A 16,965-nucleotide genomic window follows, 5' to 3' on the forward strand; every position below is an offset into this window, starting at 1 on the left:
CTGTCTTTGCGCCCATGGGAATGCCGACCGGATCGCGGGCCTGTCGCTCGCCAAGCATATCGAGTGACATGTCCTTTACACATCTTCCCCCCGCCTTTGCCGACGCCCTGCGCGCTCGCGGCTATGAGGCCCTGACCCCCGTTCAGAACGAGGTGACGCAGGAACAGGCCGACGGCCGCGACCTTCTGGTTTCCGCGCAGACCGGGTCCGGCAAGACCGTAGCGTTCGGCCTTGCCATGGCGGGCGACCTGCTGGCCGACGGTGCTCTGCCCCCGCCCGCGCTGCCGCTTTCGCTAGTCATCGCGCCGACGCGCGAACTGGCGCTGCAGGTCGCCAAGGAACTCAGCTGGCTCTATGCAGCGGCCGGTGGCCGCATCGCGACCTGCGTCGGCGGCATGGATGCCAGCCGAGAGCGCCGCGCGCTGAACCATGGCGCCCATATCGTGGTCGGCACGCCCGGACGTCTGAAGGACCATCTGGAGCGTGGCGCGCTTGACTTGTCGGCACTGCGCGTCGCGGTTCTGGACGAGGCCGACGAGATGCTCGACATGGGCTTTCGCGAGGATCTGGAAACACTGCTCGACGGCAGCCCGTCGGAGCGTCGGACACTGCTGTTCTCCGCCACGCTGCCCCGGCCGATCGTACAACTTGCCAAGGCATATCAACGCGATGCGTTGCGTATCTCGACCGTGGGCGAGGATCGTGGCCATGGCGACATCGCGTACCGCGCGGTCGCGGTGGCGCCCGCGGATATCGAGCATGCGGTCATCAACCTGCTCCGTTTCTACGAGGCGGAAACGGCGATCCTGTTCTGCGCCACGCGCGACAATGTCCGCCACCTTCATGCCAGCCTGGTAGAGCGTGGCTTCGGGGCAGTCGCACTGTCGGGTGAGCATAGCCAGAACGAGCGCAACCACGCTCTCCAGGCGCTGCGTGACCGGCGCGCGCGGGTGTGCGTGGCCACCGATGTCGCCGCGCGCGGCATCGACCTGCCCACGCTGAGCCTTGTCATCCATGTCGAGCTACCCCGCGATGCGGAGGTGTTGCAGCACCGCTCCGGCCGCACCGGTCGCGCCGGCAAGAAGGGCACGGCCGTCCTGATCGTGCCGTATCCCCGCCGCCGCCGCGTGGAGGGCATGCTGCGCGGCGCGCGCATCGCCGCCGAGTGGATGCCCGTCCCCTCGCCCGAGGCGATCCGGGCACAGGATCGTGAGCGCTTGCTCGCGCAACTGCTCCAGCCGGTGGAGATCGACGAGGAGGATCAGGCGATCGCGCGCGACCTGGTTGCGCAGCGGACACCGGAGGAGCTCGCCGGCATGCTGGTGCGCGCGCATCGCGGCACGATGCCGGCGCCGGAGGAGTTGATCGACCGGGACAGCTCGCCGGCCGATCGGGAACGGGGCCATCGTCCGGGCTTCGACGATGTCGCCTGGTTCCGCATGAACATCGGCCGGCGCCAGAACGCGGATCCGCGCTGGATCCTGCCGCTGATCTGCCGACGCGGGCATGTGACCAAAACGGAGGTCGGGGCGATCCGGATCGGCGCTGGCGAGACTCAGTTCGCTATCCCGAACGCCATCGCAAGCCGCTTCATGAACGCGGTGGCCAAGACCGCAGATGCGTCCGGCGAGGACGAGAGCGGTGTCCGGATCGAGCTGCTGCAGGGTGCGCCGGAGCCGCAACAGCGCCGTGGCCCGCCGCAGCAGCGGCACAGTGCGCGTCCGACCCATGGCGGACATCGCGGGCGCCGGTAGGATCCGACGCCCGCCCTGTTGGGACAACGCTACAGGTCAGAACCCGACAACGCCGCCATCGTCCTTGGTGATGACGATGGTGGCCGAACGGGGCCGGTTTCCGGCGGCTGCCGTGCCCGACTGATTGTAGGGCCAGTTGCTCGTGATGTTGGCGGGCGATCCGTTCTCGCCGGGATGCTGGATGTTGACGAAGATCGACCGGCCGTCCGGGGTCGAGTGAATGCCCGTGATCTCGCACTCCTTCGGCCCGACTAGGAAGCGCCGGAGCGTCGTGCCGGGCGCCTTGCCGATCCGGATCGTCACGCTGCTGGACGCGCCGCCAAGGGTGTTGACCACCGTCTTCGTGCCCCCGTCGCCGACGGTGCCCGGTATCGCGGCGAGCAGCATGCAGTTGGTTTGATCGGTAAAGGCGCCGTCGTCCGTTTCCACCCACAGCACGGGCGTCGTCTGCCCCGCAACATTCGATGGCAGGCTGAACCACAAGCCGTCCGGCGACGAGAAGTCGTTGCTGCCGTCCAACCCCGACAGGTTGATGTTGGTCGCGTCCAGGTCGCTGCCAGCGCCGAACGCGTAGATGTCCCAGGCGAAGCTGGTCGCCTCCGACGTGTCCCCGGTTTCTCGCAGACGAATGACATGGCCGTTGGCATTGCCGCTCGTGGCGCCCCCGGTGGACTTCGGGTCGCTATAGGCGCGCGGGTTGGCAGCATCCGTGCCCGCCGCGGTGCGTGAGGAGTTGTTGGTCAGGGTGCAATACATCTCACCCGTTGTAGGGTTGACCGCGGTCCACTCCGGCCGGTCCATGCGCGTGGCGCCCAACGCATCGGCGGCAAGCCTGGCATTGACCAGCACGTCCGCCTGGTCGGCAAAGGCGTAGGCTGCGTTCGAGGGCGTCAGGGGACCTTGCCCGAAGACGAGCGGCATCCATTGACCAGTGCCATCCGCGTTGAACCTGGCCACGTACAACGTGCCAGCATCGAGATATTTGTCGCCCACCGCCAGCCGGCTCGCCGCGCTGGCATCAGCCGCAGTCCAGGGCGTCACGGAGACGAACTTGTAGATATATTCGTTCTGGGCGTCGTCACCCATGTAGAAGGCGGGGCGAACTCCGGTGATCGTCCGACCGATCTGGCACCCCTCATGGTTCATCCGGCCAAGCGCGGTCCGCTTGCGCGGAGTGGAGGCGGGATCGAAGGGGTCGATCTCCACGACCCAGCCGAACTGGAAGGGCTCATGCCGGAAATCGCCGCTGCCGTCGGCCGGCTGATCCTTTGCGGCGGTGGCGTTCCAGCGGGCGTAAACGGTGCTGGCCGCGTCGGCGGGCGTGACGCTGGTCCATTTGTAGTTGCCGCCAGCGCCCTCACGGATGCCGTAGCGGGCGAGCGAGACATTCTCCTTGGCCGCGGCCGCCGCCGACCGGATCGCCGCGTCGCCCGCATCGCGCCGGAAATAGCCGGCCCAGTTCTCCTCGTTCGTCAAATAGGTCTGCCACGGCATGGTGCCATTGGCGCAGTTGTTGATCGTGCCACGGCCGGTCGTCGCGTCGGGCGAATGGCGTGTGCGCAACTGCGGCGTGCCGCGTGCCGGCCCACTGAAGCTCATCGGAGTCAGCGGAGTCACGCGCCGGTTGAACCCAGAGTTCGGCACATAGGACCAGCCAACCGCGCCCCGCACGATTTCGATCACGGAAACGCCGTGGCACTCCATCTCCTTCAGCGCCTCCGCTTCCGGCCGGACGCCGCCGCTGCCCATGCCGGAGGCACCGTTCGGGTGCAGATAGGCCTGGGTGATGTTCTCGTGATTCAACGCGAGCAGGCCACGCGTCGAGTTGGTCGCGTCCGGCGCGTTGCCGGTCGCAGCCATGCCGAAATAGCTCATCCCGTCATGATGGTCGCCGGCACGCAGCGCGAAGTTGGTGTCCGCGCCGTTGTTGGCAAACGCCGGCACGTTGGCGGCGATCGGATCGCCCAGGCGGTACAGGACCGTGACCGAGTATCCGGCCGGCACGGCAACGATGTCCGCAAGGCTCTTCGCAACGGCGGTAAAACCCAGCTGAGCCGGACCGACGGTCACGGTCGTGTCCGCCTGCGACCGTACGCCATCGCGGCTGGTGCTCGACAGGCGAAAGACCAGCGGAGTCGCGGCGGCGACGCTGGGCGCGGTAAAGGTCGCCGTCGTGGTCTGCGCGCCGGACAAGGCGACAGTGGGGCCGCTGACCTGCGCCCAGCCGAACGACTCGGCCGGCCCCGTGACGCTGCCGTTCAGGGTCACGAGCTTGCCCGATGTCGTGCTGGCGGACGCCCCCGCATCCACCAGCGCCGCCTCGTCGTCCCCATCGCCGCACGCGGACAACAGCATGCCGCCGAAGACCGCCGCGCTGGCCGCCTGCAAACCGCCGAGCAACGTCTGGCGACGGGAATAGCGTGCGCTGACGAGGTCATCGATATGCGGATTGCCGCTGCGGTTCGTATCGGTATCGCCGTCGTGGTAGCTCATGGCAGTGATGCTCGGCGTCTTCATCTTGGTCGTCCCCCCGGTCGGCCATGATGGCCGGATCGCACGGGGATGGCGCACGTTCGCTACAGAAGGGGGTCGCCGGCGTGACACGGGGCTGACGCCCCCATGACCGTTTCATTGCAGATCCCCAGCCCGCTTCGTCTGCGGTTGACGTGTACCGCCGGTTCGCATAAGGGCGCGGCGTTCGCTTCGGCGGACAATCCGTCCAAGACAGCAGGTGCGTGGGATTTGCCCTCGCTTAATGTCCTGCCCAGACGGGGTGTAACAGGATTTTCCGGCCGGCCCCTGCGCCGTTCCGGTCTGCCGCGCGGTTCGTTGCGACAGCGTCCATGCTCCCCATCGATGGACAACCCCGGTCCCCGCGACATGCGTCGCAGGCGTCGGATTGTAACCGGACCCGTGCTCGCCACGGGTTCAGAACGTGGAGAATGGCATGGATCGTGCTCAAAAGGCCGCGGCCGTTGCCGAGCTCAAGCAGACCTTTTCCGAGGTCGGCGTGGTGGTCATCACCCGCAACCACGGAATGACCGTCGCGCAGTCGACCCGACTGCGCAACGCGATGCGAGATGCCGGCGCGACCTACAAGGTCTCCAAGAACAAGCTTGCCAAGATCGCGCTCGATGGCACCGACTATACCTCGCTGGGCGACAAGCTCACGGGTCCGGTCGGGCTTGCCAGCTCCGTCGACCCGGTCGCCGCCGCAAAGGTGGCGGTCGACTTCGCGAAGACGAACGACAAGTTCGAAATCGTGGGCGGCGCGATGGGCGCGACCCCTCTCGACGTTGCTGGCGTGCAAGCGCTCGCCACCCTGCCCTCGCTGGACGAGCTGCGGGCGAAGATCGTCGGCCTTATCGTGGCACCCGCCACGAAGCTGGCGACCATCACCCAGGCTCCGGCGGCGCAGATCGCGCGCGTGCTGTCGGCATATGCCGAGAAGGAAAACGCCTGAATTTCAGGCGAAAGCGATTGTTTGACTGACACATGGGGCAGGTTTCTCGCCCCCGAACGCAAAAGGAAGTGACATGGCAGACCTGAACGCGCTGGTTGACCAGCTGAGCGAGCTGACCGTTCTCGAGGCCGCCGAGCTGTCGAAGATGCTCGAAGAGAAGTGGGGCGTGTCCGCCGCCGCCGCCGTTGCGGCTGCTCCGGCCGCTGGCGGTGGCGCTGGCGCCCCGGCCGTCGAAGAGAAGACCGAGTTCGACGTGATCCTGACCGGCGACGGTGGCAAGAAGATCAACGTCATCAAGGAAGTCCGCGCGATCACCGGCCTGGGCCTGACCGAGGCGAAGGCCCTGGTCGAAGGCGCGCCGAAGCCCGTCAAGGAAGGCGTGAACAAGGACGAGGCCGAGAAGGTCAAGAAGCAGCTTGAGGAAGCCGGCGCGACCGTCGAGCTCAAGTAATCTGCCGGATCGGACGCGGGCGACTCCGCCCGCGTCGTCAACGGTCCTGCACATGGAAAGGGGGCGGTGCCAGCGATGGTGCCGCCCCTTTTTTCATGGGCTCTTCCGCGTGGAGGGCTTCATGCTAGCATTCGCTCGATGCGCCTTCGTCGATCAGCTATTCTGCCCCTGCTGCCGCTTGCATTGATGGCCACCGTGCCCGCCGCCGGGCAGTTGATCCACGACCGCGTTTATCCTGCGCCGCATGATCCCCTGTCGGTGGCGGGTCTGCCGGGGGCCACGATCGACCACGTCACGACAGCGGACGGCTTGACGCTGAGCGGTGTCGAGGTGGCGGGTCGTGCCGACAAGCCGATGCTGCTGATCTTCCACGGCAATGCCAGCGGAGCGGATGACGCAGCGCGTTGGCTCTCGCCGCTGCTGAACCGCGGCTACGGCATGATCGCTGCGGAATATCGAGGCTATAGCGGCAATCCCGGTCGTCCGGACGAGGCAGGTCTGTCGGCCGATGCCGACGCCTTCTACGCCCATGCGCTGGCCATCGCGAATGGCCGCCCGGTGATCGTGATCGGCCACAGCCTGGGCAGCGGCGTGGCGTTCGCCCTGGCAAGGCGTCAGCGCCTTCGCGCCCTTGTCACGATCGGAGCCTTCACCCGCCTGCGCGACATGACGCCCCGCATCGCCCGTGCCTTTGTCGGAGAGAAATACGACAACCGGGCCAGCATCGCCGAACTGGACGAGCCGCTGTTCCTGATCCACGGCACCGATGACGAGGTCGTGCCCGTCGCCCAGGGCAACCAGTTGTACCGGGCCGCGATCGCTGCCGGACGCAAGGGCGGCGTGTTCGTGGTACAAGGCGGGGATCACCACCCGAACGCCACCAAGCTGGCCGGTATCATCGACGCGGTGGTGGGTGGCAGCGAAGGCCGGCCGCTTGGCGCCTTGCCCGAGGGCGTGACCTTCTACCCGTTCTCCGCTCCTCAGCCGCGATAGGGGGTTCCGTGCGTGCGGGCGGCGACCTGCGTGTGCATGCGCGGGGTGCCGTCGAGCCAGAACGGCGCCAGCTTCGCGGAATCGCCCCGCTCGACACCAACGGCAAAGGCGCCTCCCGCGCGGCGCGTCAGGCTGCCCTGTTGATAGGCGGCGGACACCACGACCAGCGGCACGAACATCGGGCGCTCACCCGCCTTCAACGCCTTGATCGCGCCTTGTGGCAGGGCGACGATGGCGTTCACGCGCCGCGTTTCGCCTGGCTGCAACGCGAATGCGGGGGTGAGTGGCCTGCCGATCTCTGCCTCGTGGATCGCGCGTATCTCGCCGTCCTGGTCGGCATGCGCACTGATGAGCCGTGCCTCCACCCTCACCTTCTCGACCGGGGCCGGGCCGGTGTTGGTGATCAGGACCTCGCCCGTTACCGTCGCCGTGAGGAGGTTCAGCCCCGCCCTGCTCGGCTGGAAGTCGATGGTCAGACCGTCTCCCATGGTTTCCCGACGCTGCGAAGGTCTGGGGCCGACCGCCGGCGCAACGTCGCGCGCGACCGGTTGAGGATCAGCCGAGGCGCGATGCGGAGCCGCCGTTGCTTCCGCCATCGCCGTCTGGCCACGCCGGCGTATCAACAGCCGCGCGACGACCAGCGTCGCCGCTAAAACGACTAGAGCCGCCAGCGCGCCGACCCACCATTCGATGCCGGTACTGCTTTGCGGAGCCGGGCTGCCCCCGGCGCCCTCACCAAGCGGCACGGGTTCGATCGGCTCCGTCGGCCGCACGCTTTCGCGCGGAGCCGGAGCGGTACGAGGCGGCGCCGGCTGTTCTACGACCGGAGCCGGTTGCGGGGCCGCCACAGGGACCGGCTCCGCCTCCGCAGGGGTCGAGACAGGCGCTTCCGCCTTGGGGGTCGGCGTGGCGGTCCGTGATGGCGTTGCGGTCTCGGTAGCCGCCGGTTGCGGCGCGGGTTGCGACTTGCGCGGGGTCGCCTTGGTGGTCGGCTCTGCGATTACAGGCGCGGGCGTCGTCGGCGCAATCGATGGCGTCGGCGCGATGCGAACTCTGGGCAACGGGACCTGCGCCGGCGCGGGAATCTGGTCGCCCGCGGAATTGCCCGGCGGCAGGCTGAAATTGTCAGGGATTGCCTGGAGATTGCTCTGGGCGCTCGCTGGTGCCGCGGCAGCGACCGCCAGTCCCATCGCAATCACCACATCCTGAACACCGCGCCGCCCCACCACCATGCTCCAGTCTTTCACCCATCATCCGCCGGCCGTCAGACCTGACGCGTCCCATGCCAGCAAGCCGTCCGCACATGAACCGGACCCGAACGGCGCCCAACCGAGCCCGCCCGATGACCCGCAAAGCCGCTCTTGGCAATGCCGCACGGGCGGACTATATGAGCCGTCTGCCACAGCTTTCGGGACATGGAGCGCCGTTGCGCAGCGCACCGTACGAATGGGAAGTTGCGGCGTCCACGACGCTGAAAGCCGACGCACATGGCTGCGATCGGCTTTTTTGCGTCGCTGGGCATTCGCGCTGAAATTTCTGGCTGATGAGGCAAGTACAACCCATGGCAACCAATCCGATCGACGGCGGAACCGCACGGCGCGAGCAGAAGGGCGGCACCGCCAAGCGTCGCATCCGCAAGGTTTTCGGCAACATCCACGAAGTGGTGCAGATGCCGAACCTGATCGAGGTGCAGCGTGAGAGCTACGAACAGTTCCTGCGCTCCGACAAGTCGACGGGCCATGTCTCCGGCCTGGAGAAGACGCTGCGCAGCGTGTTTCCGATCCAGGATTTCGCCGGCACCGCTTATCTCGATTTCGACGACTACGTCCTCGAGCCGCCGAAGTTCGACGTCGAGGAATGCCGTCAGCGGGGGATCACCTATGCCGCGCCGATGCGCGTCACCCTGCGCCTGACCGCGTTCGAGGTCGATCCCGATACCGAGGCCAAGTCGGTCATCGATATCAAGGAGCAGGACGTCTACATGGGCGACATGCCGCTCATGACGGAGAACGGCACCTTCTTCATCAACGGCACCGAGCGCGTAATCGTCAGCCAGATGCACCGTTCGCCAGGTGTGCTGTTCGACCACGATCGCGGCAAGACGCATGCATCGGGCAAGTACCTGTTTGCGGCCCGCGTGATCCCGTATCGCGGATCGTGGCTGGATTTCGAGTTTGACGCCAAGGATATCGTCAACGTCCGTATCGACCGCAAGCGCAAGCTGCCGGTGACGGCGCTGCTCTATGCGCTGGGCATGAACTCCGAGGAAATCCTCAACTATTTCTACAATCGCCTGACGTTCGTCCGCGGCGAAGGTGGTTGGAAGATTCCGTTCCAGGCGGAGAACTGGCGCGGCGTGAAGCCGGCGTTCGACATCGTCGATGCGAACAGCGGCGAGGTCGTGTTCGCCGCCGCACAGAAGATCAGCCCGCGCGCCGCGAACAAGGCGGCGAAGGACGGCCTGAGCGACCTGCTGATCCCGACCGAGGAAATCTTCGGCCGCTATTCCGCCTATGACCTCATCAACGAGGCGACGGGCGAGATCTATGTCGAGGCCGGTGACGAGATCAGCGCCGAGAACCTCGAAAAGCTGGACAAGGCGGGCGTCGACACGATCGAGCTGCTCGACATCGACCATGTTGCGACCGGGCCGTGGATCCGCAACACGCTGAAGGTCGACAAGGCCGAAGAGCGCGAGCAGGCGCTGAGCGACATTTATCGCGTGATGCGCCCCGGCGAACCGCCGACGCTGGAGACGGCCGAAGCGCTGTTCGCGGGCCTGTTCTTCGATCCCGACCGGTACGACCTGTCGGCAGTGGGCCGCGTCAAGCTGAACATGCGCCTCGATCTGGACGCGCCGGACACGGTGACGACGCTGCGGACCGAGGACATCCTGTCGGTCATCAAGACGCTGGTCGACCTGAAGGACGGCAAGGGCGAGATTGACGACATCGACAATCTCGGCAACCGCCGCGTGCGTTCCGTCGGCGAGCTGCTGGAGAACCAGTATCGCGTCGGCCTGCTGCGCATGGAGCGTGCGGTCAAGGAGCGCATGTCGTCGGTCGACGTCTCGACCGTCATGCCGAACGACCTGATCAACGCGAAGCCTGCTGTTGCCGCGGTGCGCGAGTTCTTCGGCTCGTCGCAGCTGTCGCAGTTCATGGACCAGACCAACCCGCTGTCCGAAGTGACGCACAAGCGTCGCGTCTCGGCGCTCGGGCCGGGCGGCCTGACGCGTGAGCGCGCGGGCTTCGAGGTTCGCGACGTTCACCCGACGCACTATGGCCGCATCTGTCCGATTGAAACGCCGGAAGGCCCGAACATCGGCCTGATCAACTCGCTGTCGACCTTTGCGCGTGTCAACAAGTACGGCTTCATCGAGACGCCGTACCGCCGTGTCGTCGACGGCAAGGTGTCGGGCGAGGTCGTGTACCTGTCCGCGATGGAGGAGCAGAAGCACACCGTCGCGCAGGCATCGGCAGAGCTGAACACGGACGGTTCGTTCGCGGAGGAGCTGGTCTCGGCTCGTCAGGCGGGCGAGTTCCTGATGGCGCTGCCGGAAACGGTGACGCTGATGGACGTGTCGCCCAAGCAGCTGGTCTCCGTCGCCGCGTCGCTGATCCCCTTCCTGGAGAAGGACGACGCGAACCGCGCGCTGATGGGATCGAACATGCAGCGCCAGGCCGTGCCGTTGGTGAAGGCGGAAGCGCCCTTCGTCGGCACCGGCATGGAGGAAACGGTCGCCCGCGACTCCGGCGCGGCGATCGCCGCCAAGCGCGCCGGTGTGGTCGACCAGGTCGACGCGACGCGTATCGTCGTGCGTGCCACCGGTGAGGTGGATGCGAGCGTCAGCGGCGTCGACATCTACACGCTGATGAAGTTCCAGCGCTCCAACCAATCGACTTGCATCAACCAGCGTCCGCTGGTGAAGGTGGGCGACGTGGTGAAGGCCGGCGACATCATCGCCGATGGCCCGTCAACCGAGTTCGGCGAGCTGGCGCTGGGCCGCAACGTGCTGGTCGCGTTCATGCCCTGGAACGGCTACAACTACGAGGACTCGATCCTCATCAACGAGCGGATCGTGAAGGACGACGTATTCACGTCGATCCATATCGACGAGTTCGAGGTGATGGCCCGCGACACGAAGCTGGGGCCGGAGGACATCACTCGCGACATCCCGAACGTCGGTGAGGAAGCGCTGCGCAACCTCGACGAGGCGGGCATCGTGTACATCGGCGCCGAGGTCGAGCCGGGTGACATCCTGGTCGGCAAGATCACGCCCAAGGGCGAAAGCCCGATGACGCCGGAGGAAAAGCTGCTCCGCGCCATCTTCGGTGAAAAGGCGAGCGACGTGCGCGACACGTCCCTGCGCCTGCCGCCGGGTGTCGCCGGTACGATCGTCGACGTGCGCGTGTTCAACCGCCACGGCATCGACAAGGACGAGCGTGCGATGGCGATCGAGCGCGAGGAGATCGAGCGCCTGAAGAAGGACTCGGACGACGAGCGCACGATCCTCAACCGCGCGACCTGGAGCCGGTTGCGCGAGATGCTGCTGGGTCAGGTCGCGACGGCCGCACCTAAGGGCGTCAAGAAGGGCAGCGAAGTCACCGACGAGGTGCTCGACAGCGTCGATCGTCACGAATGGTGGAAGTTCGCCGTTCAGGACGACGCGCGCCAGTCCGACCTGGAAGCGGTGAAGACGCAGTACGACGATGCCGTGAAGCTGATCCGCGATAAGTTCGAGGATCGTCGCGAGAAGCTGGAGCGTGGCGACGAGCTGCCGCCGGGCGTGCTGAAGATGGTCAAGGTGTTCGTCGCGGTGAAGCGCAAGCTGCAGCCGGGCGACAAGATGGCCGGCCGTCACGGCAACAAGGGCATCATCAGCCGCATCCTGCCGCAGGAGGATATGCCGTTCCTGGAGGACGGTACGCCGGTCGACTTCGTGCTGAACCCGCTGGGTGTGCCGAGCCGCATGAACGTGGGCCAGATCTTCGAAACGCATTTGGGCTGGGCCGCGCGCGGTCTGGGCCGGAAGATCGGCGAGGCGCTGGACTCCTGGCGTGCGGACAACCCGAGCCCGCAGGCCGGTCAGCCGCCCGAGGCGGTCAAGGACCTGCTCAAGGTCGCCTATGGCGAAAGCTACGTCGAAGAGATCGACGCGCGGTCGCCGGAGGAACTGCTGGACCTGGCCGACAACGTCCGCACGGGTGTGCCGATGGGCACGCCGGTGTTCGACGGTGCGGTGGAGAACGACGTGGCGGACATGCTGCGCCTCGCCGGGCTCGATGAGTCGGGTCAGGTGACGCTGTTCGACGGCCGCACCGGCGACGCGTTCGACCGCAAGGTGACCGTCGGCTACAAGTACGTGCTGAAGCTGCACCACCTTGTCGACGACAAGATCCACGCCCGGTCGATCGGCCCGTACAGCCTGGTCACCCAGCAGCCGCTGGGCGGCAAGGCACAGTTCGGCGGACAGCGCTTCGGCGAAATGGAGGTCTGGGCGCTCCAGGCTTACGGCGCGGCCTACACGTTGCAGGAAATGCTGACGGTGAAATCGGACGACGTGGTCGGCCGCACCAAGGTCTACGAGGCGATCGTCAAGGGCGACGACACGTTCGAGGCTGGCATTCCAGAAAGCTTCAACGTGCTGGTCAAGGAAATGCGCTCGCTGGGCCTCAACGTCGACCTGAAGTCGGTCGAGGACGGCGACGAGTTGGCCGAGGCCGCGGAGTGATCGTGGGGGCGCCGTGTCACGGCACGGCGTCCCACCTTCCCCGCCGCTGACGAAATTCACCCTGTAGAGGGACGAAGTTATGAACGAGATGACCCCTTTCGCGAACCCGATCGCGAAGCCCGAGACCTTCGACCAGATCCAGATCGGCATCGCGTCCCCGGACAAGGTCCGTTCCTGGTCGTTCGGCGAGATCAAGAAGCCCGAGACGATCAACTACCGGACGTTCAAGCCTGAGCGTGACGGCCTGTTCTGCGCGCGCATCTTCGGTCCGATCAAGGATTACGAGTGCCTGTGCGGCAAGTACAAGCGCATGAAGTACAAGGGCATCGTCTGCGAGAAGTGCGGTGTCGAAGTCACGGTGTCGAAGGTCCGCCGCGAGCGGATGGGCCATATCGAGCTGGCCGCTCCCGTCGCCCACATCTGGTTCCTGAAGTCGCTGCCCAGCCGTATCGGCCTGCTGCTCGACATGCAGCTGAAGCAGCTCGAGCGCGTGCTGTACTTCGAGGCGTACATCGTGATCGAGCCGGGCCTGACCCCGCTCGACAAGTACCAGCTGCTGACCGAAGACGAGCTGCTCGACGCGCAGGATCAATATGGTGAGGACGCCTTTTCCGCCGGCATCGGCGCGGAAGCGGTACGCATCATGCTCGAGTCCCTCGACCTCGAGGGCGAGAAGCGTGACCTGCTGGAAGAGCTGGCGACGACCAAGTCGGAGCTGAAGCCCAAGAAGATCATCAAGCGCCTGAAGGTCGTTGAGAGCTTCCTGGAGTCCGGCAACCGGCCGGAATGGATGATCCTCGAGGTCGTGCCGGTCATCCCGCCCGAGCTGCGCCCGCTGGTGCCGCTGGACGGTGGCCGCTTCGCGACGTCGGATCTGAACGACCTGTACCGCCGCGTCATCAACCGCAACAACCGCCTGAAGCGGCTGATGGAGCTGCGTGCGCCGGACATCATCGTCCGCAATGAAAAGCGCATGTTGCAGGAAGCGGTCGACGCGCTGTTCGACAACGGTCGCCGCGGTCGCACGATCACGGGCGCCAACAAACGTCCGCTGAAGTCGTTGTCCGACATGCTGAAGGGCAAGCAGGGGCGCTTCCGTCAGAACCTGCTCGGCAAGCGCGTCGACTATTCGGGCCGTTCGGTCATCGTGACCGGTCCGGAGCTGAAGCTGCACCAGTGCGGCCTGCCGAAGAAGATGGCGCTCGAGCTGTTCAAGCCGTTCATCTACGCGCGTCTGGACGCCAAGGGTCTGTCCATGACCCTGAAGCAGGCCAAGAAGTGGGTCGAGAAGGAGCGCAAGGAAGTCTGGGACATCCTGGACGAGGTGATCCGCGAGCATCCGGTCATGCTGAACCGCGCGCCGACGCTGCACCGTCTGGGCATCCAGGCGTTCGAGCCGGTGCTGATCGAGGGCAAGGCGATCCAGCTGCACCCGCTGGTCTGCTCCGCGTTCAACGCCGACTTCGATGGCGACCAGATGGCCGTGCACGTCCCGCTGAGCCTCGAGGCACAGCTGGAAGCGCGCGTCCTGATGATGTCGACCAACAACATCCTGTCGCCCGCGAACGGCAAGCCGATCATCGTGCCGTCGCAGGACATGGTGCTCGGCCTGTACTACCTGTCCATGATGAAGGAGAACGAGCCGGGCGAAGGCATGCTGCTCGGCGACATGGCGGAAGTGCATCAGGCACTACAGGCCGGTGCCGTGACGCTGCATACCAAGATTGTCAGCCGCGTTCCGCAGACCGACGAGAGCGGCAAGCAGTATCTGAAGCGTTACGAGACGACTCCGGGCCGCATGCTGCTGGGCGAGACCCTGCCGCAGAGCCACAAGGTGCCGTTCGAGATCGTCAACCGCCTTCTCACCAAGAAGGACGTGGGCGACGTGATCGACGAGGTGTATCGTCACACCGGCCAGAAGGAGACGGTGCTGTTCGCCGACGCGATCATGAGCCTAGGCTTCCGCCACGCGTTCCGTGCCGGCATCTCGTTCGGCAAGGACGACATGATCATCGCGCCGGACAAGGACAAGCTGGTCGACGAGACGCGCGAGCAGGTGAAGGACTTCGAGCAGCAGTATCAGGACGGCCTGATCACGCAGCAAGAGAAGTACAACAAGGTGATCGACGCCTGGAGCCGTTGCGGCGACCAGGTCGCGAATTCGATGATGAACGAGATCAAGGCCGTTCGTAAGAACGACGACGGCCGTGAGAAGGACATCAACTCGATCTACATGATGGCGCACTCCGGTGCCCGTGGTTCGCAGGCACAGATCAAGCAGCTGGCCGGCATGCGCGGGCTGATGGCGAAGCCGTCGGGCGAGATCATCGAAACGCCGATCATCTCGAACTTCAAGGAAGGTCTGACCGTTCTTGAATACTTCAACTCCACCCACGGCGCCCGCAAGGGCCTGGCGGACACGGCGCTGAAGACGGCGAACTCGGGTTACCTGACCCGCCGTCTGGTCGACGTGTCGCAGGATTGCGTCGTGATCGAGGAGGATTGCGGCACCGAGCGCGCGCTGGAGATGAAGGCGATCGTTCAGGGCGGCAGCACCATCGCGTCGCTGGGCGAGCGTATCCTGGGACGCACCACGGCCGAGGACGTGGTCGATGCCAAGACCGGCGAGGTCGTCATCCCGACGGGCACGCTGCTCGACGAGCCGATGGTCGCCCGGATCGAGGCGATCGGCGTGCAGGGCATGAAGATCCGCAGCCCGCTGGTCTGCGAGTCCAAGATCGGCGTGTGCGGCAAGTGCTATGGCCGTGACCTCGCCCGCGGTACGCCGGTGAACATCGGCGAAGCGGTCGGCGTCATCGCGGCGCAGTCGATCGGTGAGCCGGGTACGCAGCTGACCATGCGTACCTTCCACATCGGCGGCGCGGCGCAGCTGAACGAGCAGTCGAACCTGGAGGCGCCGGTCGACGGTACCGCCCAGTACCGCGACCTGCGCATCATCGTCGACCAGCGTGGCCGGCGCGTGGTGCTCAGCCGTTCGGGTGAGATCGCGATCGTCGACATGGACGGCCGCGAACTGGCAGTGCACCGGATCCCGTACGGCGCCTATGTCATGTTCGACGACGGCCACATGCTGTCGAAGGGCGATCGCATGGCGGAGTGGGACCCGTTCACCATGCCGGTGATCACCGAGACCGCCGGTATCGTGAAGTACCAGGACCTGCTGGAAGGCAAGACGCTGACCGAGCAGACCGACGAAGCGACGGGCATCGCCCAGCGCGTCGTCATCGAGTACCGCGTCACGTCCAAGTCGAAGGAGGACCTACGTCCCCGTCTGACCCTGACGGGCGCGGACAGCTCGGAGGCCGCGCGCTACATGCTCGCATCGGGCGCGGTGCTGTCGGTCGACGACAATGCGGAGGTCCAGGCCGGCGACGTGCTGGCGCGTGTGTCGCGTGAAAGCGCGAAGACCCGCGACATCACCGGCGGTCTGCCGCGTGTGGCCGAACTGTTCGAAGCGCGCGTCCCCAAGGAAGCGGCGATCATCGCCAAGGTTTCCGGCCGGGTCGTGTTCGGCAAGGATTACAAGGCCAAGCGCAAGATCGGCATCCAGCCCGAGGATGGCGGCGATGTGGTCGAGTATCTGGTGCCGAAGTCGAAGGTGATCGACGTTCAGGAAGGCGACTACGTCAAGCGTGGCGACAACTTGATCGGCGGCAGCCCCGATCCGCACGACATCCTGGAGACGCTGGGTATCGAGCCGCTGGCCGAATACCTCGTGTCGGAAATCCAGGAAGTCTATCGACTGCAGGGCGTGAAGATCAACGACAAGCACATCGAGGTGATCGTTCGCCAGATGCTGCAAAAGGTCGAGATCACCGAGGGCGGCGACACCACGCTGCTCAAGGGCGAGCAGGTCGATCGCGAGGAAATGGACGCGGTCAACGAGAAGCTCGAGCCGAACCAGGCGCGGGCTATGGGTAAGCCGATCCTGCTGGGCATCACCAAGGCGTCGCTGCAGACCCGCAGCTTCATCTCGGCGGCGTCGTTCCAGGAGACGACCCGCGTCCTCACCGAGGCGGCGGTCCAGGGCAAGCAGGACACGCTGATGGGCCTGAAGGAGAACGTCATCGTCGGCCGGCTGATCCCGGCGGGCACCGGCGCGGGCATGAACCGTCTGCGCGTGGCGGCCTCCAGCCGCGATGCGGCGCTGCGTGCGCAGCAGCGGGCCCTGTCGGCGGCAAGCTTCGTCGCCCCGGCGAGCGCGGCGGAAGAGCGGGCAGCCGAGCAGGCCCGCTCGGTTCGCGACGAGGCCGGCACCGGCAGCGACGCGCTGGCCGAGGTCGTGACCTCCGGTCAGGGCCGCGACGAGGATGCCGGTGAGTATCTGGAGCGTTCGGAGGACTGAAGCTTAGGCATCACGTCTTGAGCTGAGCGAAACACCGCCGTCCGGAGCGATCCGGGCGGCGGTTTTCGTTGGCGGCGTATCGCCATCGTCCGAAACGATAATCTAGAGCATCGCCGGCCGATATATGCTGCCGGCCCGCTGGAAAGCGGGACGAGCGCCAGCGTTGACCCACCCGCCGCGATCATGACGGCATGACGAATAGGA

The 16,965-nt window shown here is 66.0% G+C and carries 8 protein-coding genes; 6 read left to right on the forward strand and 2 right to left on the reverse strand.

Going from position 1 to position 16,965, the window contains the following annotated elements; all coding sequences use genetic code 11:
• The first annotated feature begins 68 nt into the window (after window positions 1-68).
• Window positions 69-1,754 (forward strand): DEAD/DEAH box helicase, encoded by a 1,686-nt coding sequence (locus BMX37_RS11865; protein ID WP_093665949.1) that lies wholly within the window; start codon window positions 69-71, stop codon window positions 1,752-1,754.
• Window positions 1,755-1,790: 36 nt separating this feature from the next.
• Here BMX37_RS11865 and BMX37_RS11870 read toward each other — a convergent pair whose 3' ends face one another.
• Window positions 1,791-4,247 carry a PhoX family protein gene (locus tag BMX37_RS11870; protein ID WP_244501548.1) on the reverse strand — a complete coding sequence of 819 codons (2,457 nt, stop codon included), beginning with the start codon at window positions 4,245-4,247 and terminating at the stop codon, window positions 1,791-1,793.
• A 454-nt stretch (window positions 4,248-4,701) separates the two neighbouring features.
• On the opposite strand from BMX37_RS11870, the gene rplJ reads away from it, so the two are divergent.
• The 3 genes from rplJ to BMX37_RS11885 all read left to right on the forward strand — a co-directional run bounded on the left by rplJ (window position 4,702) and on the right by BMX37_RS11885 (window position 6,661).
• A complete protein-coding gene (gene rplJ, locus BMX37_RS11875; RefSeq protein ID WP_093665951.1) occupies window positions 4,702-5,217 on the forward strand; it encodes a 50S ribosomal protein L10 in 516 nt (171 codons plus the stop codon).
• A 73-nt stretch (window positions 5,218-5,290) separates the two neighbouring features.
• On the forward strand, window positions 5,291-5,668 hold the full coding sequence (rplL, locus tag BMX37_RS11880) for a 50S ribosomal protein L7/L12 (RefSeq protein ID WP_093665952.1): 378 nt from the start codon (window positions 5,291-5,293) through the stop codon (window positions 5,666-5,668).
• A 138-nt stretch (window positions 5,669-5,806) separates the two neighbouring features.
• Window positions 5,807-6,661 carry an alpha/beta hydrolase gene (locus tag BMX37_RS11885; RefSeq protein ID WP_170841949.1) on the forward strand — a complete coding sequence of 285 codons (855 nt, stop codon included), beginning with the start codon at window positions 5,807-5,809 and terminating at the stop codon, window positions 6,659-6,661.
• On the opposite strand, the gene BMX37_RS11890 is transcribed toward BMX37_RS11885, so the two are convergent.
• Window positions 6,649-7,908, reverse strand: coding sequence for a hypothetical protein (locus tag BMX37_RS11890; protein WP_139198082.1), 1,260 nt, complete (start codon window positions 7,906-7,908; stop codon window positions 6,649-6,651). The genes BMX37_RS11885 and BMX37_RS11890 overlap by 13 nt on opposite strands.
• A 314-nt stretch (window positions 7,909-8,222) precedes the next feature.
• Here BMX37_RS11890 and rpoB point away from each other — a divergent pair, with 314 nt between their 5' ends.
• Window positions 8,223-12,395 (forward strand): DNA-directed RNA polymerase subunit beta, encoded by a 4,173-nt coding sequence (rpoB, locus tag BMX37_RS11895; protein WP_093665955.1) that lies wholly within the window; start codon window positions 8,223-8,225, stop codon window positions 12,393-12,395.
• A 79-nt stretch (window positions 12,396-12,474) separates the two neighbouring features.
• Window positions 12,475-16,761 (forward strand): DNA-directed RNA polymerase subunit beta', encoded by a 4,287-nt coding sequence (gene rpoC, locus BMX37_RS11900; protein WP_093665956.1) that lies wholly within the window; start codon window positions 12,475-12,477, stop codon window positions 16,759-16,761.
• Window positions 16,762-16,965: the final 204 nt, after the last annotated feature.

The organism is Sphingomonas gellani (genome assembly GCF_900110035.1).
GTDB lineage: Bacteria > Pseudomonadota > Alphaproteobacteria > Sphingomonadales > Sphingomonadaceae > Sphingomonas > Sphingomonas gellani.